The organism is Aromatoleum evansii (assembly GCF_045689615.1).
GTDB lineage: Bacteria > Pseudomonadota > Gammaproteobacteria > Burkholderiales > Rhodocyclaceae > Aromatoleum > Aromatoleum evansii.
In genome coordinates this window covers 338,870-359,387 of sequence record NZ_CP141259.1, presented here as the reverse complement: position 1 = coordinate 359,387, position 20,518 = coordinate 338,870, and the positions used below count along the sequence as shown (strand labels likewise).

At 64.4% G+C, this 20,518-nt stretch carries 21 protein-coding genes; 17 read left to right on the top strand and 4 right to left on the bottom strand.

What is annotated here, in order from left to right; genetic code table 11:
- Positions 1–366: 366 nt before the first annotated feature.
- From U5817_RS01490 to U5817_RS01420, 15 genes are all read left to right on the top strand, one after another.
- A complete protein-coding gene (locus U5817_RS01490) occupies positions 367–2,346 on the top strand; it encodes a hypothetical protein (protein ID WP_407279480.1) in 1,980 nt (659 codons plus the stop codon).
- 105 nt (positions 2,347–2,451) lie between these two features.
- The gene (locus U5817_RS01485; RefSeq protein ID WP_407279479.1) at positions 2,452–3,105 is read left to right on the top strand and encodes a c(7)-type cytochrome triheme domain-containing protein; all 654 of its coding nucleotides are present in this window, start codon (positions 2,452–2,454) and stop codon (positions 3,103–3,105) included.
- Positions 3,102–3,497 (top strand): c(7)-type cytochrome triheme domain-containing protein, encoded by a 396-nt coding sequence (locus U5817_RS01480; protein ID WP_407279478.1) that lies wholly within the window; start codon positions 3,102–3,104, stop codon positions 3,495–3,497. Before U5817_RS01485 ends, U5817_RS01480 begins: the two co-directional genes overlap by 4 nt.
- Positions 3,469–4,452 (top strand): hypothetical protein, encoded by a 984-nt coding sequence (locus tag U5817_RS01475; RefSeq protein ID WP_407279476.1) that lies wholly within the window; start codon positions 3,469–3,471, stop codon positions 4,450–4,452. Before U5817_RS01480 ends, U5817_RS01475 begins: the two co-directional genes overlap by 29 nt.
- Positions 4,453–4,613: 161 nt before the next feature.
- Entirely contained in the window at positions 4,614–5,555 is a 942-nt protein-coding gene (locus tag U5817_RS01470; protein ID WP_407279475.1) for a 6-bladed beta-propeller, read from the top strand.
- A gap of 18 nt (positions 5,556–5,573) precedes the next feature.
- Entirely contained in the window at positions 5,574–6,584 is a 1,011-nt protein-coding gene (locus U5817_RS01465) for a cytochrome c biogenesis protein ResB (protein WP_407279474.1), read from the top strand.
- 1 nt (position 6,585) lies between these two features.
- A complete protein-coding gene (gene ccsA / locus U5817_RS01460) occupies positions 6,586–7,398 on the top strand; it encodes a cytochrome c biogenesis protein CcsA (protein WP_407279473.1) in 813 nt (270 codons plus the stop codon).
- Entirely contained in the window at positions 7,398–8,711 is a 1,314-nt protein-coding gene (locus U5817_RS01455) for a hypothetical protein (protein WP_407279472.1), read from the top strand. Before ccsA (U5817_RS01460) ends, U5817_RS01455 begins: the two co-directional genes overlap by 1 nt.
- A complete protein-coding gene (locus U5817_RS01450; RefSeq protein ID WP_407279471.1) occupies positions 8,639–9,256 on the top strand; it encodes a tetratricopeptide repeat protein in 618 nt (205 codons plus the stop codon). Before U5817_RS01455 ends, U5817_RS01450 begins: the two co-directional genes overlap by 73 nt.
- Positions 9,257–9,671: 415 nt before the next feature.
- Complete coding sequence (locus U5817_RS01445) at positions 9,672–10,103, top strand: c(7)-type cytochrome triheme domain-containing protein (RefSeq protein ID WP_169130427.1); 432 nt, start codon at positions 9,672–9,674, stop codon at positions 10,101–10,103.
- Positions 10,100–10,765: a c(7)-type cytochrome triheme domain-containing protein gene (locus U5817_RS01440; RefSeq protein WP_169130429.1), complete on the top strand. Its 666-nt coding sequence runs from the start codon at positions 10,100–10,102 to the stop codon at positions 10,763–10,765. Before U5817_RS01445 ends, U5817_RS01440 begins: the two co-directional genes overlap by 4 nt.
- 42 nt (positions 10,766–10,807) lie before the next feature.
- Positions 10,808–11,737, top strand: coding sequence for a hypothetical protein (locus tag U5817_RS01435; RefSeq protein ID WP_246262345.1), 930 nt, complete (start codon positions 10,808–10,810; stop codon positions 11,735–11,737).
- Between the two features lie 214 nt (positions 11,738–11,951).
- Positions 11,952–12,725 (top strand): cytochrome c biogenesis protein CcsA, encoded by a 774-nt coding sequence (gene ccsA / locus U5817_RS01430; protein WP_169130439.1) that lies wholly within the window; start codon positions 11,952–11,954, stop codon positions 12,723–12,725.
- A complete protein-coding gene (gene ccmD / locus U5817_RS01425) occupies positions 12,722–12,928 on the top strand; it encodes a heme exporter protein CcmD (protein ID WP_407279470.1) in 207 nt (68 codons plus the stop codon). Before ccsA (U5817_RS01430) ends, ccmD begins: the two co-directional genes overlap by 4 nt.
- On the top strand, positions 12,909–13,499 hold the full coding sequence (locus U5817_RS01420; RefSeq protein WP_407279469.1) for a TlpA family protein disulfide reductase: 591 nt from the start codon (positions 12,909–12,911) through the stop codon (positions 13,497–13,499). The genes ccmD and U5817_RS01420 overlap by 20 nt, the downstream gene beginning before the upstream one ends.
- A 9-nt stretch (positions 13,500–13,508) precedes the next feature.
- Here U5817_RS01420 and U5817_RS01415 read toward each other — a convergent pair whose 3' ends face one another.
- The 4 genes from U5817_RS01415 to U5817_RS01400 form a co-directional block, all read right to left on the bottom strand.
- Positions 13,509–14,984, bottom strand: a complete 1,476-nt coding sequence (locus U5817_RS01415) for a multicopper oxidase family protein (RefSeq protein WP_407279468.1) — start codon at positions 14,982–14,984, stop codon at positions 13,509–13,511.
- On the bottom strand, positions 14,962–15,744 hold the full coding sequence (locus U5817_RS01410; RefSeq protein ID WP_407279467.1) for a type IV pili methyl-accepting chemotaxis transducer N-terminal domain-containing protein: 783 nt from the start codon (positions 15,742–15,744) through the stop codon (positions 14,962–14,964). The genes U5817_RS01415 and U5817_RS01410 overlap by 23 nt, the downstream gene beginning before the upstream one ends.
- Positions 15,745–15,758: 14 nt before the next feature.
- The gene (locus U5817_RS01405) at positions 15,759–16,634 is read right to left on the bottom strand and encodes a hypothetical protein (protein WP_407279466.1); all 876 of its coding nucleotides are present in this window, start codon (positions 16,632–16,634) and stop codon (positions 15,759–15,761) included.
- Positions 16,635–16,726: 92 nt separating this feature from the next.
- Positions 16,727–17,254: a tetratricopeptide repeat protein gene (locus U5817_RS01400; RefSeq protein WP_407279465.1), complete on the bottom strand. Its 528-nt coding sequence runs from the start codon at positions 17,252–17,254 to the stop codon at positions 16,727–16,729.
- 252 nt (positions 17,255–17,506) lie between these two features.
- On the opposite strand from U5817_RS01400, the gene U5817_RS01395 reads away from it, so the two are divergent.
- Together U5817_RS01395 and U5817_RS01390 are read left to right on the top strand one after the other, a co-directional pair.
- Positions 17,507–19,060 (top strand): sensor histidine kinase, encoded by a 1,554-nt coding sequence (locus U5817_RS01395; protein WP_407279464.1) that lies wholly within the window; start codon positions 17,507–17,509, stop codon positions 19,058–19,060.
- A 32-nt stretch (positions 19,061–19,092) separates the two neighbouring features.
- Positions 19,093–20,508 (top strand): sigma-54 dependent transcriptional regulator, encoded by a 1,416-nt coding sequence (locus U5817_RS01390; protein ID WP_169130449.1) that lies wholly within the window; start codon positions 19,093–19,095, stop codon positions 20,506–20,508.
- The last annotated feature ends 10 nt before the right edge of the window (positions 20,509–20,518 follow it).

Genomic DNA, 20,518 nt, shown 5'->3' with positions numbered 1-20,518 from the left:
AGCACGACCGCCCGCCGCGCGCTCGCCCCCTTGCTTGGCGGCATGCTCATCGGCAGCGCAGGGCTTGCCGTGGCGGACGACGGTGCCGCGGAACTCCCGCGGCCGCGCCTTCGCCTTTCCGTGGTTCTCGCAAGTCTCTCGCAGGAATCAGGGAAGCCGCCCGCCCCTCCCGCCCCAGCACCGTCAGCCCCCGACGCCCCCGAACCGCATCCCCGGCTTCGCCTGGCAGCCGTATTGCCTGCACTGAATGCGATTCGGGCTACCTCCGCCCAGCAACCCGCACCACCTCAGGCTCCGGAACCTGGCGACAAGGGGCCGACGCCAGCCCCCGTGCCGCCGCGCCCCGGACAGGGCACGCGATCTGAAGTGCGGACGGAGGAAGCCGGAAGGCGCCCCCCTGCTCGCACCGCCACGCCCACCTCCGACTCCTCGCCCCCGCGCACCGAACTGGCATCGATTTCTGCTGCCAGCGACGCGGCAGTCATCGGGGACGCCGACTTCCCGCCTGCGGACGATACCCAGGCATCACCGCCGCCGGCGCGCAATGCCAGCCCATCCCCGGCCGATCGCGCCAGGCTCGGCTCCGCGGCAGCCAAACGCGGATGGGGCATTGCACCTATTCGTTGGGGCGGAGAGCTTTCGGCCGGCTTCCGGCGGCGCTCGGGTGACGAATCTGCGGCATCGACGGAGCAGGTCTACGAGGCTCGGCTGCGGGTCAACTCCTACATCATGCAGCCTTACATCGCACTCGTTTCGGGCGACTTCGCGCTGACCACGATAAGAGCTCAAACCGGCGGTGACGGCTCGGCCGCGAGCAGCAATCTCACCGGCACCTCGATCACCGGAAGCGGCACGCTCAACCTCTTTCCCCAAAGCCGCTTCCCGTTCCAGGCAAGCCTCGGCGTATCGGACAGCCGCAGCGACGGTTCCATCGTCGCGAATGACACGCGGCGCACGCGCCTTTCGCTGCGTCAGGACTACCGGCCGATGCGTGGAAGCTGGACGACCTCGGGTCAGTACGACCGCAGCGAACTCGACGGCAGCTTCGGCTCCGATGTGGTGAATCGTTTTACAGGGACTTTCAATTCGAATTTCGACCGTCACTCATTCTCGACCAATGCCTCCCTGTCGACCAATGACACAGCCGACCAGTCGACCAAGGACTTCTTCGTCCTCGGCACCCACGGCTATCGCATGAGCGATGAGGTGACATTCAACTCCAGCGCGAGCTACACCCGCCAGGACTTCGAGTTGGGAGACCAGGCCGCGGGACTGGGCGGGACGACCCAGAGCGCCCAGCTGTTCAGCTATGCGTCATGGACTCCCGAAGACTCGAACTGGCGCGGGACGGCCAATGTGCGGTACTTCCAGAGCCGCAGCGACATTGGCGAAACAAGCTTCGACAGCACGAACCTGGGCGGCACGGCGAGCCTCAGCTACCTGGCCAGCCGCAACCTGAGCTTCTCTGGCATGCTCGGCGTAAACTCGAGCAGCAACGGGACGACTTCGACCAACCAGAACCTGGGCGCAAATTACACCGGCGACGCAATCACCCTGGGAACCAGCACGTTCTACAACTGGTTCGGCTCCGCTTCGGTGTCCAACACGACCTCGACGGATGGCGGCAACCTGCGCTCGACCGGCGTTTCTTTCGGTCATTCCCTCAATCGCACCTGGCTCACCACTGAGCTATCGACGCTCAGCGGGAACCTGAACCAATCTGTCTCGAGCAGCCGCAGCACCGGTCTGGGAGCGGTCAGCTCCAACTCCCTTACCAACGGGGCGAGCCTCAGCCTGCAAGCCAGTGCCGGCGACAGCCTTTCAGGTTTTCTGAGCACCAGCGTGTCGGACACAAGAGTTTACGGGGACAGCCCCAGCTCGTACCAGATGCTCAACGTTCAGCTCAGCGGCAACTGGCGCATCAACGCCTACTCCCAGCTTTACTCCAACCTCACCTGGCAGCTCTCCAGGCAACAGTCGGCGAGCGGCGACCGGGTCGTCCTGACCGACGAATTCGGTCGCCCCGTGATTGTCGAGGACACCTCGAAGTCGCGTAACGGCAGCCTTTCCGGCGGACTGGGCTACGGTCACAGCCGCCTCTTCGGCATCCGCGGCCTGCGCTACAATCTCGATTTCCGGGCGAATACCACCCGTGACGATGCGCGCCGACGCGGCGACCCCGACGCCGAACGCAACCCCGACAGGGCGACGCTGGATCTCGATCAACGGCTTCGCTACAGCATCGGACGCCTCGACACCGAGCTGCAGCTGCGCATCGCCGAAATCGAAGGACGCCGCAGCGAACTCCTGTTCTTCCGGGTCGGACGTCAGTTCGGCTCCTTCTAGGTCGAAGGGCTTAGCGTCCGGCGACTCTTGGGTTAAGCTGCGGCAACCTCCCGGCCGCGAGCCTGCTCGACAATCGGGAACGTCTGGAATGGAAACGGAAGAACGATGTCGATTCTCAGGTCCGTTGCCCTCGCGCGCTCGGCCCGAATACTGATTGCCCTGGCCTGCCTTCTGTCGCTCCCCGCTACGGCACAACAGCCACGCTGGCCCTCGATCGCCGAGGACGGCCTGCGCGACCCGAAGGGCCCGGCGACGAAAATCCTCCAGCAACCCGCTGAGGCATTGTCGAAGCTTGCGCCCGACACCGCAGGCAATCAGGTGCGCTGGGTGGAGGCATTGAAGCAGGGACAGATCAAGCCGCGCGGCAGCCTGAAGACCCTCGTCAAGACCGGGGAGTACAACAAGGATGTCTTCCTCAACCTGAAAGGCGGGATGCCTGCCGTACGCTTTCCGCATAGCGTACATAACGAATGGCTGGATTGCTCCAACTGCCACGACCACCTGTTCAAGAAAAAACGCGGCGCGACAGCGATCAGCATGTTTCTGATACTTCAGGGCGAGCAGTGCGGGGTATGCCACGGCGCCGTCGCGTTCCCGCTCACCGAGTGCAGCCGCTGCCACAGCATGAAACGGGAGGACGCCCTCGCGGAGCTCGCACGACAGGAGGCTGAGGCGCAAGCAGAGGCCACGACTGCAGCCCCCCCCCCACCGTCACCTCCATCCGCCACGCCGCGGACCTCGCCTCCCGCCAAGCGATGATCTCTCGTCTCGCCTTCCATCACCTCGCTGTCGGCCTGGCACTCGTCGCGGGACTGTTTCTTGCTGGCACTCCGGCACGCGCGGAGTATGCCGACGTCGTGCTGAACAGATATGCGGAAAAGGAAGGGATGCGACCGGTGATCTTCCCTCACTGGTTCCATCGCATACGTTTCCGCTGCAAGGTCTGTCATGCGGAACTGAGTTTCAAGATGCGCGCAGGCTCGAACGCCGTCAAGATGTCGGACATCATTGACGGCCGGTTCTGCGGCGCCTGCCACAATGGGGAAATTGCATGGTCGGTGGAAAATTGCGACTTGTGTCATTCGGGCAAGGCAGGACTGCCGCCCGGGATTTTCGGCGGCCATGAAACCCTCGGCCCCGGGCGCTGGTAGCGCAACAACAGGGTTTTGCCGGCGAATAGTCAAACGGTTCTTCGCGCTGGCAGTGGTGGTAGCGACATCGGGCGCTGCCGCGGCAGATTCGCCCCCGTTCGATCCCCGACCGTTCCTGACGCCGCAGGAGTCGATCCTGGGCGGGTTCGGATCCCCGCCGTCTCCGCTGCCGATCCGCACGCCCACCGGTTCTTACCTCAAGCTTCTTCATCCGTCGGCAGTGGCCGCGAACGGCCCTGACTTGTACGTTGCGGACAGCGGACGACGCTTGCTGCTTCGTATCGACACGGTGACGAAAGCGATCACGCCTCTCCGCGAAATCACTGCCGCACCGGGTATTCGTCTGGAGACCGACCGCGATGGGAGCGTCTACCTCCTTCAGCCGAACCAGGCGAGCGTCGAGCGTATAAGTCGCGACGGACGACGAATCAGCCTGTTCTCGTCCGAATTCGAAATCCTTCAGCCTGCCGACATCGCCGTCGAACGCTCGCAGGGACGCCTGTGGATGTCCGACAGGGCAGGTGGTGTCTTCGCGTTCCATCCGTCGGGAAGGATGGAGCAGTCGCTGCTCGAGCGGAACGACGGGTTTCCCGACGAGCTTGCCGGCGCAACCCTTCTTGCCGCCGACCGACTCGGCATTGTCGGGATTGACCCTCGCTGCCGCTGCCTCATCGCCTTCGGACCGGATGGCGCGTATTCGGGACACTTCGGCGACGGCGAACTGATCGATCCGGTCGACCTGGCGATCGACACGCATGGACGTGTGTGGGTGATCGATCGCGGAGACCGTCTGCTGAAGATCTTTGTGGGACGGCAGCGCGTGGGCGCAATTCAGGCGGCCAGTCTCGGGCTGGTGGAAATGACCGCCCTGACGATCGACGGATTCCAGGCGTACATCTCCGATGCGCAAGGTGGCAAGATAGCGGTCTTTGCAGTCGTACCCCCCAGACCATGAGACTTCGGCAAATTCCGTCGACTGCGATCATCGCGGCGACACTCGCTGTCGTCGCCCTGCTGAGTAGCGGGTGCGCAACCCAGTCCGTCCCCGCGCGACTGCACTATGGCCTCACCGACGCCCCCGAGGGCAAACGCCTCATGTGGCCAGCCGAGCCGGAAGTGCCACGCTACCAGTTCGCCGGACAGCTGACCGGCGAAGCGAATTTCGTTCGGGACGAGGAGACGACGAGTGGCGTGGTCAGGTTTCTCGCCTGGGTCGTAGGCCTGTTCGAAGAGGAAAAGCCGAACGTGCTGGAGCGCCCCCAGGCCGTGGTGGCCGACAGTCAGGAACGGATATTCGTCACCGACGTCAGCCGCGCAGCCGTCTTCGTGTTCGACAAACCTGCGGGAGAGTTGAAGATCTGGGAATACGCGGTGGGGCTGCGGCGGTTCCTCGCCCCCATCGGCGTCACCCTCGCGGAGGGGGGCGGCATCTGGGTTTCCGATGCGGAATTGCAGCTCGTCGCACATCTGGACGCACAAGGTAATCCGCTGCCACCCATCGGCACGGGAGTCTTGCAGCGACCGACCGGGATCACACGCGATCCGGCCACCGGCCTGATTTACGTCGCGGACACCTACGCCCACGACATCAAGGTTTTCAGTCCCGACGGGCGTCTTGAGCGGATCATCGGCGAGCGCGGCGAGGCGCCCGGTGAATTCAACTTCCCGACTCATTTAGCGCTCGGACAGGGCAAGCTCTACGTCACCGACACGATGAACAGCCGTGTGCAGGTGATCCCGCTCGAGGGTGACGAAAAACCGCAGGTCATCGGCAAGCGCGGACTCTACTACGGCAATCTCGTTCGACCGAAAGGCGTCGGTGTCGATAGCGAGAACAATATCTACGTCGTCGAGTCTTATTACGACAACTTGCTGATTTTCAACGAGGCCGGGGATTTTCTGATGCCGATCGGCGGCGTCGGCCAGGGATCCGGCAATTTCTATCTTCCGGGTGGAGTGTGGGTCGATTCCTTCAATCGCGTGTTCGTGGCGGATACGTTCAATGGACGAGTGACGATCTTCCAGTATCTCGGCGGAGCGAAGTCCGACGCGGAATGACGGGGCCCAAGCCGCAGGATGCTTAGCGTCGTCAAGGAGGAAAGGGCTGCGCGACGCGCGGCGGGCGCGAGGCTATTGCGCCTCGCTGCTTCGCTTCGCCTGACCCTCGCCCTGATCGCGCTGCTCGGTTTCGGGGTCGCGTTTGCCTATCTGCGTGAAGACGCCCGCACGTGGCCACTGGTCGTCCCGCTCATCCTGTTGGCATTCAACCTGCTAGCCGCGGTACTCACCAACGGGGTCTTTCGACGCCAGACCGCGCTGCTGGTCTTCCATCTCGCGCTCATCGTGCTGCTGCTTCTCGTTGCCGCCGGCCGGCTTAGCTACCTCACCGGCTACGTCGGCGTCACCGAAGGCGTGCCTTTCGACGGCACGCTCGCCGAGTCGCAGCGGGGGCCTCTGCATGCAGGCGACATTGCGCAGGTGCGTTTCGTGAACAAGGGCTTCAGCATCGACTACGCGCCCGGGCTCCAGCGTGGCGCCACTCGCAACGCGGTCGCCTGGAGCGAGGGGAACGGGCGCTGGCATGAGGAAATGATCGGTGACCAGACGCCTCTGGTGCTGTCCGGCTACCGCTTCTACACCACGTTCAACAAGGGATTCGCCCCGACCTTCCTCTGGCGCGACGCTCACGGCAACGATTTCCTCGGATCGGTTCAGCTCCCTCCCTACCCCCTCAAGGAGTACAGCCAGGCCGCAGCATGGAGCCCGCCGGGGAGTACTCTGTCGATCTGGGTGATGCTGGATATCGACGAAGTCTTGCTCGACCCCGCCGAACATACTTCTTTCCGCCTGCCGGAGCGCTACAAGTTGATCGTTCGCATCGGCGATGACCGCCATGAACTGCGCCCCGGAGACTCGCTCCAAACAGCCGAGGGCACCCTGGAATTCGAGGGGCTGCGCAACTGGATGGGATATCGCGTGTTCTACGACTGGACCCTGCCGTGGCTTCTTGCCGCCTGCGCCGTCGCGGTTGCCAGCCTGGGCGCGCATTTCTGGCTGAAATTCTCGGCCAGGCCGTGGGATGCTTGAAATGGAACTTGAACTGCAGATCCTCTGGGCCGCGGTGACGGCCTACGTGCTTGCCGGCATCGTTGCCGTCGTGGGCGTCGTTCTGGGAAAGAAGCCGGAACGTTCGGTACTCGCGCTGATGCTTGCCGGTCTCTCCCTGCAGACCATCTCGATCGGGCTACGCTGGGACCGCCTGGGGCACGGCCCTTTCATCACGATGTTCGAGATCCTGTGCTCGAACGTCTGGAGCCTGATGACGGCCTACATCCTCGCCTACTGGCGCATCCGCCGGATCCGCGCCACCGCCGCCGTCGTGATGCCCCTCATGTTCATCATGCTGGGCTGGCTGATGGTCGCGCACCCGGGCGAAGGGCATTACCCCCCGACCTACAACACCCCCTGGCTGTACATCCATATCGGACTGGGCAAGGTTTTCCTCGGCGCCGTGCTCGTGGCCGTCGGACTGTCATGCATCATTCTCATGCGCCACGCGGGTCTCGGCCGCCAACGTCTCGCACAGCTGCCGGCCAGCCCCCAACTCGACGAGCTCGCGTTCCGCTGCATGGCAATCGGGCTGATCTTCCATACCTTGATGCTCATCGCGGGTGCGATCTGGGCCCAGGATGCCTGGGGCCGTTACTGGGCCTGGGATCCGCTGGAAACCTGGGCCTTCATCACCTGGCTGACGGTCGCATTCACGATACACGCCCGGCTCGCCTACCGTCTTTCTCCACCGGTGCATGCCGGCCTGATCCTGGCCGTGTTCGTGACCGCCTTCCTCACCTTCTTCGGCGTGCCCTTCGTTTCCGTCGCCCCGCACCAGGGAGCCGTATGATGATGCGCACGTCAGACCGGCCGTCGGACGTTTCCCAGCGCTGGCTCCTTGTTGCCGCCACCTCGCTCGGCTTGTCGTCGCTCGCTGCCGCCGCCCTCGTGCTCGCGCGCACGCCGGTACTCACATCGCTCGTCCCGTCCGACAGCTTCCCGCGCGCGCTGGTGGTCCATGTGAACCTCGCTACTCTGCTGTGGTACTTCGCGATGGCGAGCGCGCTGTGGAGCGAGACACTGGACACAGGACGCGAGCGGTTGGCGCGACCGATTCAACTCGCCGGCACGGCCGGGGCCGCGGGCATCATCCTCGCCGGTCTCTTCGCACCGGGGCCTCCGGTGCTCGCCAATTACGTTCCCTACATCGACCATCCGCTGTTCCTCGGTTCGCTAGCCCTGCTCGCCTTCGCTGCGGTCGCGACCGCTGCACTATCGCTGAGCCGCCCGCGTGACGCCGCCGAATGGGGATTCGCGATTGCCCGTGTGCCCTTCCTCATGGCGGCCCTCTACCTCATCGCCGCATTACGCCAGGAGATGGGGCTGATCGACGCCCTGTGGGGAGCGGGCCATATCCTGCAGTTCGGTTTCGTCACCTTGATGATGGCGATCTGGCTACGCCTCGCTCAGCGGGCCGGCACCGACGGTATTCCCGCACGCACGGCGATCCCCCTTTTCGCCGCAGCGTCCCTGCCGGCACTCATCGCGCCTGCGCTGCTCGTCGCCGGCATCGAGCACGGCACCCTGCATGGACTGCACACGCACATCATGCGCTGGGCGAACTGGCCGGCGCCGCTGGTGTTCGGCCTGCTGTTGCTGTTTCGCCCGCGCGCCGCCAGTGCGGTCGCGTTTCCTGCATCACTGGGGCTATATTGCATCGGCATTGTCGCCGGAACCGCCATCGACGACCAGACGACCCTTATCCCGGCCCATTATCACGGTACAATCGGCGCCTTCACGCTCGCCCAGATGGCAGCAGTCCTGGCCCGACTCACGCCCTCGGCGGATGCGCACGGAGCCCGGGGGCCGACCCGCCGACCGCTGACGCTCTATGCATTAGGAACAGCGATGCTCATCTGCGGCCTGGCATGGAGCGGCATCCTCGGCGCACCACGCAAGACGGGCTTCAGTGCTGCAGACGCGGACCCGACCGCGATCCTCGCAGCGGCGCTCACGGGCTTGGGAGGTGCCGTCACCATCGCCGGCGTCGCCTTTTTCGCACTCGTTGCCGCACCCCGGATAGTCAGATTATGCAGATCACGCACAGCCCCGATGCCGCAGAACAACCAAGGCACCGCCACGATGTTCGCAGCCGCGCGCTAGTCATCACGCTATTGACCACCATTGCGCTGGGCGGGCTGTTGGCGCTGCCCGCCCAGCGCGAAGACAGGCAGTCCGCGAAGCCTCTCGCCTTCGCGGACATACTGCCGCTCAAGGCCCGCAGCCCCGCCAGCGATGCGGCCACCCTCCAGGAGGTCCGGGCGCGTTTCGAGCAGGGCGTGGCAATGCTCCACATGCGCCAGTACGAATACGCCCTCACCGCATTCCATCAGGTGCTGGCGCTGGCCCCCGAACTTCCCGAAGCGCACGTCAATATGGGTTTCGCACTCGTCGGACTCGAGCAGTGGAAACACGCGCGCGATTTCTTCGAATCGGCGATCAACCTGCGGCGCGATCAGGTGAACGCCTATTACGGCCTCGCCATCAGCCTCGAAGCACTCGGCGACCGTCCCGGTGCCATGGGTGCGATGCAGACTTACCTGCACCGTGCCGCACCGGACGATGCCTTCCGCGAACGTGCGGAATCGGCCCTGTGGGAGTGGCGTGCCGGTCCACGCGACGCCTCAGGCACTGCCGACGGACACTGACGCGCAGCAAAGTCCGAACCGGCGCGACCGCGCCGAACGCTTCCACGGTCGGGGGCACTCGCCGCGGGACTGCGCCACAAATTCCCGCTTTCGGGAATCCATTCCCGCAACCGACACAATCGGTTACATTCTGCGCCCGCATGACCCCTGCGGATTCTCCGCGCTCCACTAATTCGATAGTGATAGAGTGAAGGCAAGGTTCTTGCTTATTGCACCGGTCCGACGCGCAACAGACCCCTTCCGACACACGTTCACCGGATGATCACGGGTCCGCTGCGGCAGTATGAGCCCCTGCATCGACCGCAAACAGTCTGGTCAGGCATCGGGGACGAATACATTCGTTTGGTTGCCAGCCGACGGAAACTCGGGCATTTTGGCTGGCAGGAACGGTTCTCGTTTTCAAGAGGGTTGAACTATGAAGCAGGTCCCGTGGGTAACAAGAGTCCGCCGTGGGCTCACCGCACTGCTGTTTGCAGTCGTGGCGATCACGCTGTGGACTCCGTCCGACAGCCGCGCAGAGTACGGCGATATCGTGATCAACAACTACGCCGACGCAGCCGGCATGCGCCCTGCGATCTTCCCCCACTGGTTCCACCGGATCCGCTTCCGCTGCAAGGTCTGCCACGCGGACCTGGGCTTCCAGTTCAAGGCTGGCGGCAACGAGATCACGATGCTGAAGATCATCGACGGCCAGTTCTGCGGCGCATGCCACAACGGCGAGATCGCCTGGTCGGTCGAGAACTGTGACCTTTGCCACTCCGGCAAACCCAACACCCCCACGCAAGTGCACGAAAGCACCATCCAGAAACTGGCAGTTCCCGTCGGGCAAGGAGGTAGCAAGAAATGACCCGCCGTATCTCTACCCTCTTCCTGACCGTCTTCGCGACCGGCCTGCTCGGGTCGGCAGCAGCCATCGCCCAGGACGCCAAGGGCAAACCCGCAGCGGCTGCGGCACCGGCCGCTGCCCCGGCCGCCGCCGCTCCGGCAACCGCCCCCGCCACCGACGTAAACCGCTTCAATCGCCTGCTGAAGCCCGCCAACCAGCGTAACCTGCCGCCGACGCAGGACGGCATCCATGACCCGGCCAGCGAAGGCACCACGGCCCTCATGCCGCCGCTGTCGGCGTTCGAGACGCTGCCACGCAGCAACGCGGGGAACCGCGTGAACTGGGTCAAGGCCCTCGAAGATCGTGCGATCAACCCGCGCTGGGACCGCCTCGACCCCAATGCGGTGCCCGTCGTGATGGACCTCAACATCGTGCGCGAAGTCAAGGGCTCGATGCCGGACGTGGTCTACCCGCACAAGCAGCACACCGAGTGGCTTGACTGCTCCAACTGCCACCCGGCAATCTTCATCCCGCAGAAAGGCGCCAACCAGATCAGCATGGCGGCGATCCTGCTCGGACAGAAGTGCGGGGTTTGCCACGGCAAAGTTGCCTTCCCCGTGTCCGAGTGCCGTCTGTGCCACTCGAAGAAGAAGGACGGTCCGATCGCCCGTACGGGCCAGTAAGTCGTCTGGATAGTCGGAAACATGCATGCCCGGGAGTCCGAAATGATCAAGTCCAACCGCCACACAAGGATTCTTGGGCATGCAGCCCTTGCGCTGCTGCTCGCAACCGTCGGCACGGCGGGAGCCCAGTCCGATACCGGCACGCCGGCCGGCAGCGCCTCCAGCCGCCTGCAGGCCAACGAGCCCGACCGGACCCAGCTCGAACGCCGCTTCGAGTCGGTCGGAACGCTGATCGAGAAATCCACCGCCGCACGCCAGATCGAATCCAGCGGCGAGGCGGCAGCCATCGAGAAACGCAAGGCCGCCAAGGATCAATACAACCAGGCGAAATCCGCCTTCGATGCGGGCGACCTCGCCAAGGCGTCCAGCCTCCTTTCCGCCGCAAGCAAGACGATGTTCGAGGCAGCGCGGCTCGCGGCACCCGAAAGCGTCACGGCCCAGAAAGTCGAAACCGACTACAAGAACAAGCTCGAGAGCGTCCGTGCCCTGCTCTCGGCGCAACAGCGCATCGCGTCCGAAAAGGGCAACAAGGAATCGCAGGAAAGCAGCCGCCAGGTCGAGGCGCTCATCGCCGACGCCGAGCGCAAGGCGTCCGCCGGACAATACGCGAGCGGTCGCACGATTCTCGAACAGGCATACCTCCTGGCCAAGGCGTCGGTAAGCTCGATGCGTTCGGGCGATACACTGGTCCGCTCGCTCAACTTCGCGTCGAAGGAAGAGGAATATCACTACGAGATCGACCGCAACGAAACGCACAAGATGCTCGTGAAGGTCCTGCTCGAAGAAAAACTCGCCGGCGCGCCGATGAGCCCGCGCGTCACCGAATTCCTCACCAACGCGGGCGCGCTGCGCGGCGAAGCCGAAGCGGCCGCATCACGCAAGGATTTCGAAGCTGGAATCAAGCTGCTGGAACAGTCGACCAGTGAACTGGTCAAGGCAATCCGCAGCGCCGGCATATACATCCCGGGCTGACCCCGTCCTGCAAGGGCCTCCCGTACCTGGTGCGGGAGCCCTGCAAGTAGAGCCCCGCTTCCCGAAATCAGGAAGCCCCAGCATCAGCCGCCGCAACCATCCCCATCGAAGGCCTCACGGCACCTGCAACGGCACCGGATCCTCCCTGTCCGCATGTCGGCATGCCGATTGCTAGACCAGCAGTACTGCCCCACCATCGCACACGCACTACACGATGCCCGCACTCAGCAGCACCCTCAGCCCGGACGAATCACCGCCCCTGCCGGCCTGGTCGCGCGCGACCCCGCAGCGCGGCTACGTTCATGCTGGCCGGTTCTTGCCGTGGTTTGCATTTGCGGCGGCCGTACTCTGTGCGGGAGGGCTGTTCGTCGGACTGGCCGTCGCACAGACGGATCCGCACCAGCACGAGCACTACCGTATCGCCTTCATACACACGCCTTCGCTCTGGCTGTCCGTCGCGATCTATTTCTTCACCGCTGCGACTGCCGGCTACGGATTGTTCAGGCGGCAGCGTCTCCTCTCGATGATCGCTTCCGCCCTCGCCCCGACCGGCGCACTGTTCGCATTCCTGGCACTGTGGACCGGCTCCCTATGGGGCAAGCCGATTTGGGGTACATGGTGGGTATGGGAAGCGCGCCTGACCGCGGAGCTGCTTGTGCTGTTCCTCTTTCTTGGGTACATCGCATTGCAGGAAGCCATTGACGACACCCGTCGCGCCGACCGGGCCAGCGGCCTGCTGGCCCTCGTCGGTGCGTTCGGATTGCCGCTGCTGTACTTCTCTGTCTTTCGCTGGAGCACCATGCATGGCTCCGCACCGCAGGGGCTGTCCGCCCCTGACAGTCCGATCATCGCAGCAGGAATAATCCTGATGAGCTTGGGCCTGCTTGCCTACGCGACCGCAGCGACGCTCGCCCGCCTGCGCAATGTGATCCTGAAGCGCGAACGCAACAGCGAGTGGGTGGAGCGGAATTTCGGAGCCCGACCATGAACTGGGAAAGCTGGAGCCAATTCTGGGCGATGGGCGGGGACGGCCTCTATGTCTGGAGCGCGTATCTCGTCGCCATCGTCGTCATCTTCACGGAAATCGCAGTCATCGGATTGACGCGTCGTTCCATCCTCGAGCATCTTGGCCGCTATGCCAAAATTGCCAGAAAGGAAAGGAAGCCGCGAAATGATGACTCGAGATTCTGATCGCCAGCCGGCCGGCACCCCGCGTACGCCAGCCTCGCCCGGTACGCACTCGCACCGCATCCTCGCCCTCCTCACGGCCGCTGCACTTCTGACCACCCCGATCGCCGCGGCGGGAAGCGGGGACAAGCCGACAGCCATGCCTGCGCTCCAGCTCACCAGCCTGGAGGGCGGCGCAGTCCGCAGCCAGGACTGGCTCAATGGCCGACCGGCCGTCGTTAACCTGTGGGCAACGTGGTGCGCCCCCTGCCGCACCGAAATGCCTTCGCTGCAGCGCCTCGCGGCCCTCCTAGCACCGGAGGGCATTCGCGTGCTCGCCCTGTCCGTCGATACCGACCACAATCTCGTGCGGGAATTCGTCCTGAAGTACGGGATTAGCATGCCGGTAAGCATTGCGAATTCGCCCAGCCAGGCCATGGCCGCGCTCGGGGTCGTCGCCCTGCCTCACACATTGTATGTCGGCGGAGATGGCCGCATTCTCGGCAGCCACCTCGGACAGCGCGACTGGGCCGATCCGGCGGTGGTCCGCGAAGTGCGCGACCGGCTTGGCACGAAGGTGCCGGCCAGGCACTGAGCGCCCGCTTCAGGTCACGCGGATCGTCCCCATCATGCCACCGGCGGCGTGATCGAGGATGTGACAGTGATACATCCAGTCTCCCGGATTGTCGGCCACGAAGGCCACATCGATCGTCTGGCGCGGCCCCATGATGACCGTGTCGCGCCAGACGGGACGGGCCTGCTTGCGGCCGTCGACGGCAATGACACGGAAGAAATGGCCATGCAGGTGCATGGGGTGGACGAAGTCCGTCTCGTTGATCATACGTAGAACGACATGTTCGCCCCGCTGCAGATGCAGGAAGGGCTCATGCATCAACGCATGCTCGTGCCGCGCGGTGTAGTTCATCGTCCACGCGAGCCCGTGCCGCTCCATCAGTTCGTGGGTGCGCGCCGGTTTGCCGTCGACGATCCCCAAGGTCGGAGCCCCCCGCATTCCGCCCTGGAACATGATGTAGTGCTCGGAGGCTTTCCCCAGATCAGGCTCCGGCAAGCGGTTGGGCGCCAGCCGCATCGGCGCGCCGAGCGGCTTGCGACGCACCGGCGACGCATCGCCATAGACGAATGACGCGATCGGCCCGACGCTGCGGCGATGGATATCGTTCATGAGGAATCGGCTTCCCGGTGCCTGCATGCAGTCGATCACCAGGTCCGCCCGCATTCCCGGGCCGAGCACGAGCTGCTCGAGGACGTGGGGCTCGACGGCCTGTCCGTCATACGCAATGACGTTCATGGCATGGCCGTGCAACTCGAGCTGGAAGATCCGTGCGGCTGCGGCGTTGATCAGGCGCAGCCTGATGCGCTCGCCACTCCTGACCTCCAGGACGTTCCCCGCGCCTGCCGCGATTCCGTTGAGGAGAACCTCGTTTCCGATCCGCCCGTCGTTCGCGATGTCGAGGATGCGGCCGAAATCCTCGACCTGCAGTCCGTCATCCTCGATCCGCACGTCCGACAACAGCCAGACGAGTTCGCGGTCGACTTCGATCGGACGTTCCTCCTCGACGATCAGTGCTCCGTAGAGCCCGCGCGGCACCTGCTCGAAACTCGACTGGTGCGGGTGATACCAGAAGGTGCCGGAATCCGGGAGCTGAAACTCGTAAACGAACTCATCCCCCGGTTGCACCGGGTTTTGCGTGACGTACGGGACGCCATCCATGGCATTCGGCACGCGGATCCCGTGCCAATGGACCGCAGACTCGACCTCCAGCGCATTGCGGAAGGCGAGGCGCACGGTCTCGCCCTTGCGATACCGCAGCAAGGGCCCAGGCACGCTGCCGTTGAAACCCGAGAAGTTCGTTCGCGGTGCACCGGCGCGGATCGCCTGCTCCATCACCGCGGCTCGCAGCGTTGCCGTGCGCGCGACGGCGGCGCCACCGGCCCGCGGAGCAAGCGCGATGACGCCGAGCGACGCGGCGGACTTGATGAATTGGCGGCGCGAAATACCCATCGTCTCCCCCTCAGGCGAATTGATCAGGCGCAGATCAGCGCGATTGCGGCGGCTCATGCAGCCGCACCAGACGATCGGTGGCCGCCAGTATCGATTCGGCCGCTTCCGCAACAACCAGCCGGTAGGAGCCGGCGCCCTCGACGGACAGTGCCGTGCGCAGCCACTCCCACTGCAACGAGATCTCGGCGAGCTCCGCGCGCACGTCAGCCGTTGTCCCGGGCAAGGCCGCCACGGCGGCCAGGCCGCGCCCGAACTCATCGGCCGCCGCCTCCATCTCGCGGTGACTGGCCGCCGTGTCGGCACCCCACGAGTACAGCATGTAGGCCTTCACGACGCGCTGCGAGAGCATGCGCAGCCGCCCGACCTCGCCGATCCTGCGCGCATCGCCGCCTCCGGCGGCGTCCGCCAGCGCGGCAACGAGCCTTTCGGCGCCGTCGAGGACTGCGAGGCTGTGTTGCGATGCCAGCAGTGCACGCGTCCTGTCGGCAGGCTCGGCAACGACAGTCCGCAGTGCCGACCAATCACTCCTCAGGCGTCCGACTGCCGGCCCGGCCGACGGAACGGCCACCGTGAGCGCCTGCATGCGCTCGAGGCCGAGCTCGAAGCGCAGGATCGAGTCCTGCAACTGATCGAGCGCTGCAGCTGGGAGGACTTCCAGGCCGAGCTGAACATAGGACTTGGCGAGGCGTTGCGACAACATCCGCAGTTCGCCCGCAGCATTGATGTCGCCCGGAGAAACGGCAGGCGACTGAGCCTGGGCATGCGCCGCCGCGAATGTCGCCAGGGCCCAGAGGAGAACGAACAGTTTCCGCATCATTCACCGCCCTCGCGTCAGAACACCGGTACGCCCATCGACTGCAGAGCCCGGATCAGCTGCGCCGAGGCCTGCTCCATGAGCTTGACCGCCTCCGCATGCCTGCCCGCCTTCGCCTGCTCATCGGCCTGTTCGCCAAGCTTGTGCCCCTCCTCCACGAAACCGTCGACCATGCGGCGCTTGTCCCCCGCCGCACGTCCCTCTGCAAGCATCATGTCCACCATGATCTCGTTGCTCGCGAAGCGCTTCTTCTCGTAGGCGTACTCGTCGGCAGGCGTATCGAACTTCAGCGACAGCAGGACTTCCTGGCCCGCCCGCAGGCGCGACAACTCCTCGACTGCCACCTTGTAGGCTTCGGCCATCTTCTTCCCGGCCTCGCCGATCCGCCCTGCATCTGCGAGTTGCCTCGATTCGGCCGTCAGAGCGTCGATGCGTCCGAGCAATGCCCGGGCGGGCGCCGCACGCTGGGAATCCTTGGCCAATTCCTCGACCGAATTCCTGTACATGCCGACCTGATCGCCAAGATCCTGCAGATTCTTGCGTTGCGCGCTCTCCGGCAATCCACCCTCGCCAGGAGACATCCGGCGCGACGCACTGGAGACGGATCGCAAGGCATCGTCCGCAAGCTTTGCGGCCTCGTCGAAACGCGCCTCGGCGAGCGCCTTGCGCGCCTCGCCGATCGCCTGCTTCCCCTGCTCGATCAGTGATCTGGGATCCGCGTCGCTCCCCTCCGCCGCGCCTCTGGCCGCCGGCGAGTTGAGCAGCGCCTCGACGAGCCGGATCTTCTGCTCGATCAACCGGCGCTTCTGATCGCCTCCCTCAGCCGGCACCTGAGCCGCCACGGCCACGGCGAAAATCGCGGCAACGACGCCCGTCATCCAGCGCAAGCTCATCCGCCCCTCCGGTCCATGTGCGATGAATTCATGCGGAGCCCCGTATGGTCAGCCAGGGTACGCCCCGGACCACGGCCGGGCCGGGGTGCCACTCAGTGCCCGCTCCCCTTCGAGCCACCGAGGAAGGATCGCGCGCCCGGATGCCCATGATCCGCAGCGGAGCGAATCCAGCGCATCGCCTCCTCCTGGTCCTGCACTACCCCCTTGCCCGCCAGGAACAGCAGCCCGAGGCCATACTCCGCTTCGGCATGCCCCTTGCGTGCAGCTTCGAAATACCAGCGCGCAGCCTCCTGGTCCGGGTCTTGCACGGACTTCGGCAGCTTGTCCCCGAACACGTACATGTTGCCAATGAAATACATGGCATCGAGATTTCCCTGATCGGCGCTGCGGCGCGCCCACTGCAGAGCCTTGTCCTCGTCCTCCGGAACGCCACGCCCATAGAAATACATGATCGCAAGCCTTTCCTGCGCTACGGGATTCCCCCCCTCGGCAAGCGGCGCGAGTTGCTGGGCGGCGGCCTCGAACTGGCCGCCATCGTAGTGGCGAAGCGCATCCTCGATGGGAGCGGCATGCACGGCTCCGGCCAGCAACATCATGCAAAAGGAAAGACGACGCAACATGAAAGAATTTTCTCCCTATCAATTCAGTTCTGTTTCCGGGAGCTGCGACGCGCTCCCGGTGCAGTTGCCGACGCGCACGCAATAACCGTACCGTTTCACGCCATGGCGAACGTATCATCCATCCCGCGCTCTTATGTTTCACCGCCTCCGTGGCACCACCGTGCGGGCAATCGCGCCATCTGAGAAAATGAGCAGGCGCGTCTAGTGTAGCCCGACAATTCCGACGGAAGTGGTACGCGCCCGAGAAACCAGATGAACACGATCTTCAGCACCGCCGACGGTCTCGACGACATGACCGACGACGATACTCAACCGACGGAACAGCCCGGGCGGCCGTCGCGCTCGCTGTCGCTCCGCGCGAAGGGGATCATCGCCTTCATCCTGATGGTTGCGTACTCGCTGCTGATCGGCGTATCCACCGAAACGCAGCGGCAGGGCCTGCTCAGAGTGGTCGATGAACTCGAGATGGCCCATCGCACCGAAGCCCAGCTCCTCGAGATCAACACCTCGATGGCGCGCACGCTGTTCGCGGTGAACATGAGCTTCTCCGACGACGACCTGGCATCGTCGGCAATCCGCTCCATGATCGAGGTGGAAGCCAGTCTGTCCCTGCTCGAAGCGATACAGAACCGCCATCCGACGGTCCTCATGCTTTCCGGGAAGCTGCATGCCCTGGTGCGCGACCTCGCGCAATCGCCGACCCTCAGCACGCTCGATGTGGCACGCTCGACGCTCAACGAGCTGATCATCGAACTCGATGGCGTGACCAAGAACGCTCACGCGCACCGGCTGACGCTGCTCGACCAGTACCGCGAAAATTACGATCGCATTACACTCAGCAGTTTGGCCATGCTCGTGATCGGACTGATCCTGGTCGGCGCGGTTACTGCGATATTTTTCAGCCGCCTGACCTGGGACATCCGCAAGCTCGAAGCGCATGCACACGGGATCGTGAACGGAAACCGCGATGCGCCTCTGCCGGTCACGCGCAATGACGAACTGGGAACGCTGATGCACGCCGTCAACCGCATGCAGCAGGATCTGCGCGAGCGCGAGCGGCACATCGAGCGCGCGCGCCTCGAGCAGTTCCATCGCGAAAAGATGGTGGCTGTCGGCTCGCTCGCCGCGCAACTCGCGCATGAGATCAACAATCCAATCGCTGCGATCACGGGAGTGGCCAGCGCGATGAGCCAGGTACAGCAATCACAGCAATGCCCCAACCACGGTGTTTCCTGCCACCCCGGGCTGATACTCGAGCAGGCACGGCGCATCTCGGCCATCACGCGGCAGATCGCCGACTTCACGCGACCACAGGCCCAGCGCCCGGAATTGCTCAACCTCAATGAACTCGTGAGCAACACCTGCGCCTTCGTGAGCTACGACCGGCGCTTCCGGCGCATCGCGATGACCACCGAGCTCGACGGAGAGATGCCGGCCTTGAGGGCGATCGGCGATCACCTGACACAAGTGCTGATGAACCTCCTGTTCAACGCTGCGGATGCCCTCGAGGACATGCCGGCTGATCACCCCGCGAGGATCCTCGTACGCACGCAGGCACTCGAGCACGAGGCGTTGGTGGAGATCACGGACAACGGCGCCGGCGCGGACGCCGATACGCTCGTAAAGGTGTTCGACGAGTACTTCACGACAAAACCGGCCGGAAAGGGCACCGGCCTGGGACTTTCCCTCAGCCGCGAACTGATCGAGGATGCGGGGGGCTCCCTCACGCTCGATTCCGAACCCGGCAAGGGCGCGACTGCACGCATTCGCCTGCCCCTGCGCCCGAACGGGCAAACTGACAACTGAACTGGACAGCATCCACATCACAAGGGAATTCGATGCACATACTGGTCATCGACGACGAGCGCGCCGTCCGGGAGATTCTCGCTGACGCCTGTCGGCAGGCGGGCTACTCCGTCGACGAGGCGCGCAATTGCACTGAAGCCGCATCCAAGCTTGTCCGAGGAGACGTCGACCTGGCACTTTGCGACATCAAGATGCCCGACGGCAACGGTGTCGATCTCATGCGGTCGATCAAGGAGTCGGGGGTCGAGACCAACTTCATCATGGTCACGGCATTCGCCTCGATGGAATCGGCGGTGGAGGCGCTCCGACTGGGGGCGTCCGACTACGTGACGAAGCCGTTCAACGTCGAGGAGCTGTTGCACCGCGTGCAACAGATCGCCGCACTGCGCGGACTGCGCGAGGAAAACCGCGTTCTGCGCAAGTTCGCCAAGGCAGACTCGGACAAGTTCCGCTTCACTTCGCCCTCCATGGCCGCCGTCGAGCGGCTTGCCGGCAAGGTGGCACCGACCGACAGCACGGTTCTGATCACCGGCGAGTCCGGAACCGGCAAGGGAGTTCTCGCCCGCCTGATCCACGAGCAGAGTCGGCGCAGCGAACACCTGTTCCTTCCGGTCAACTGCAGCGCCATTCCCGAAACGCTGATGGAGGCCGAGTTCTTCGGCCACACCAAGGGGGCCTTCACGGGCGCCGACAAGGCACGCAAGGGCCTGTTCCTCCAGGCCGACCTCGGGACTCTCTTCCTCGACGAGGTCGGCGAACTGCCGATGCTCATGCAGACCAAGCTCCTGCACGCCATCGAGGAAAAGGAAATCCGTGCCGTCGGCAGCGAACAGTCGCGTCGCGTCGACTGTCGCATCATTGCGGCGACCAACCGCGACCTGAGCCAGATGGTCAAGGAGGGCACTTTCCGCGAGGACCTCTTCTTCCGCCTGAGCATGTTCCACATCCACATCCCCCCCTTGCGGGAGCGCCAGGAAGATATCCGCGGCCTCATTCGCTTTATCCTCGACCGCGCGCGCGACCAGCGCGACGCGGCGACCTGCCTGACCGTATCCGACGAGGTTGAACGACTGCTGATCGGCTACCCGTGGCCGGGCAACGTTCGCCAGATGGAAAACGTCATCAATCGCGCATGCATTCTTGCAGAGGACAATTGCATCACCCTTGATGACCTTCCGCCCGAGATTGCGCGCACCGTTTCGCTCGCAACGGCCCATGGCACATCCATTGCTACCCAGCGGAGCTTGCGCGACCAGTTGCGCGACTTCGAGGCGAGCGTGATCTACCGCATGCTGGATGAAACTGGCGGAGACAGGCGCACGGCGGCCCAGAAACTCGGGATCGGGCTGTCGAGCCTCTACCGGAAGCTGGAGGAGTTTGAGGCATTTGGCATTCACAGGAGCGGCGCTGGCAATACCGGCTCGGCTCACGACTCCAACTTCGACTAAGGAAGCCTGA

What these genes read in the sequence shown, in the direction of transcription:
- U5817_RS01485 (WP_407279479.1), top strand. Translation starts at nt 2,452, where the DNA reads ATGTCGATTCTCAGGTCCGTTGCCCTCGCGCGCTCGGCCCGAATACTG.
- U5817_RS01480 (WP_407279478.1), top strand. Translation starts at nt 3,102, where the DNA reads ATGATCTCTCGTCTCGCCTTCCATCACCTCGCTGTCGGCCTGGCACTC.
- U5817_RS01475 (WP_407279476.1), top strand. Translation starts at nt 3,469, where the DNA reads ATGAAACCCTCGGCCCCGGGCGCTGGTAGCGCAACAACAGGGTTTTGC.
- U5817_RS01465 (WP_407279474.1), top strand. Translation starts at nt 5,574, where the DNA reads ATGCTTAGCGTCGTCAAGGAGGAAAGGGCTGCGCGACGCGCGGCGGGC.
- ccsA (WP_407279473.1), top strand. Translation starts at nt 6,586, where the DNA reads ATGGAACTTGAACTGCAGATCCTCTGGGCCGCGGTGACGGCCTACGTG.
- U5817_RS01455 (WP_407279472.1), top strand. Translation starts at nt 7,398, where the DNA reads ATGATGCGCACGTCAGACCGGCCGTCGGACGTTTCCCAGCGCTGGCTC.
- U5817_RS01450 (WP_407279471.1), top strand. Translation starts at nt 8,639, where the DNA reads ATGCAGATCACGCACAGCCCCGATGCCGCAGAACAACCAAGGCACCGC.
- U5817_RS01445 (WP_169130427.1), top strand. Translation starts at nt 9,672, where the DNA reads ATGAAGCAGGTCCCGTGGGTAACAAGAGTCCGCCGTGGGCTCACCGCA.
- U5817_RS01440 (WP_169130429.1), top strand. Translation starts at nt 10,100, where the DNA reads ATGACCCGCCGTATCTCTACCCTCTTCCTGACCGTCTTCGCGACCGGC.
- U5817_RS01435 (WP_246262345.1), top strand. Translation starts at nt 10,808, where the DNA reads ATGATCAAGTCCAACCGCCACACAAGGATTCTTGGGCATGCAGCCCTT.
- ccsA (WP_169130439.1), top strand. Translation starts at nt 11,952, where the DNA reads ATGCCCGCACTCAGCAGCACCCTCAGCCCGGACGAATCACCGCCCCTG.
- ccmD (WP_407279470.1), top strand. Translation starts at nt 12,722, where the DNA reads ATGAACTGGGAAAGCTGGAGCCAATTCTGGGCGATGGGCGGGGACGGC.
- U5817_RS01420 (WP_407279469.1), top strand. Translation starts at nt 12,909, where the DNA reads ATGATGACTCGAGATTCTGATCGCCAGCCGGCCGGCACCCCGCGTACG.
- U5817_RS01415 (WP_407279468.1), bottom strand. Translation starts at nt 14,984, where the DNA reads ATGAGCCGCCGCAATCGCGCTGATCTGCGCCTGATCAATTCGCCTGAG.
- U5817_RS01410 (WP_407279467.1), bottom strand. Translation starts at nt 15,744, where the DNA reads ATGATGCGGAAACTGTTCGTTCTCCTCTGGGCCCTGGCGACATTCGCG.
- U5817_RS01405 (WP_407279466.1), bottom strand. Translation starts at nt 16,634, where the DNA reads ATGAGCTTGCGCTGGATGACGGGCGTCGTTGCCGCGATTTTCGCCGTG.
- U5817_RS01400 (WP_407279465.1), bottom strand. Translation starts at nt 17,254, where the DNA reads ATGTTGCGTCGTCTTTCCTTTTGCATGATGTTGCTGGCCGGAGCCGTG.
- U5817_RS01395 (WP_407279464.1), top strand. Translation starts at nt 17,507, where the DNA reads ATGAACACGATCTTCAGCACCGCCGACGGTCTCGACGACATGACCGAC.
- U5817_RS01390 (WP_169130449.1), top strand. Translation starts at nt 19,093, where the DNA reads ATGCACATACTGGTCATCGACGACGAGCGCGCCGTCCGGGAGATTCTC.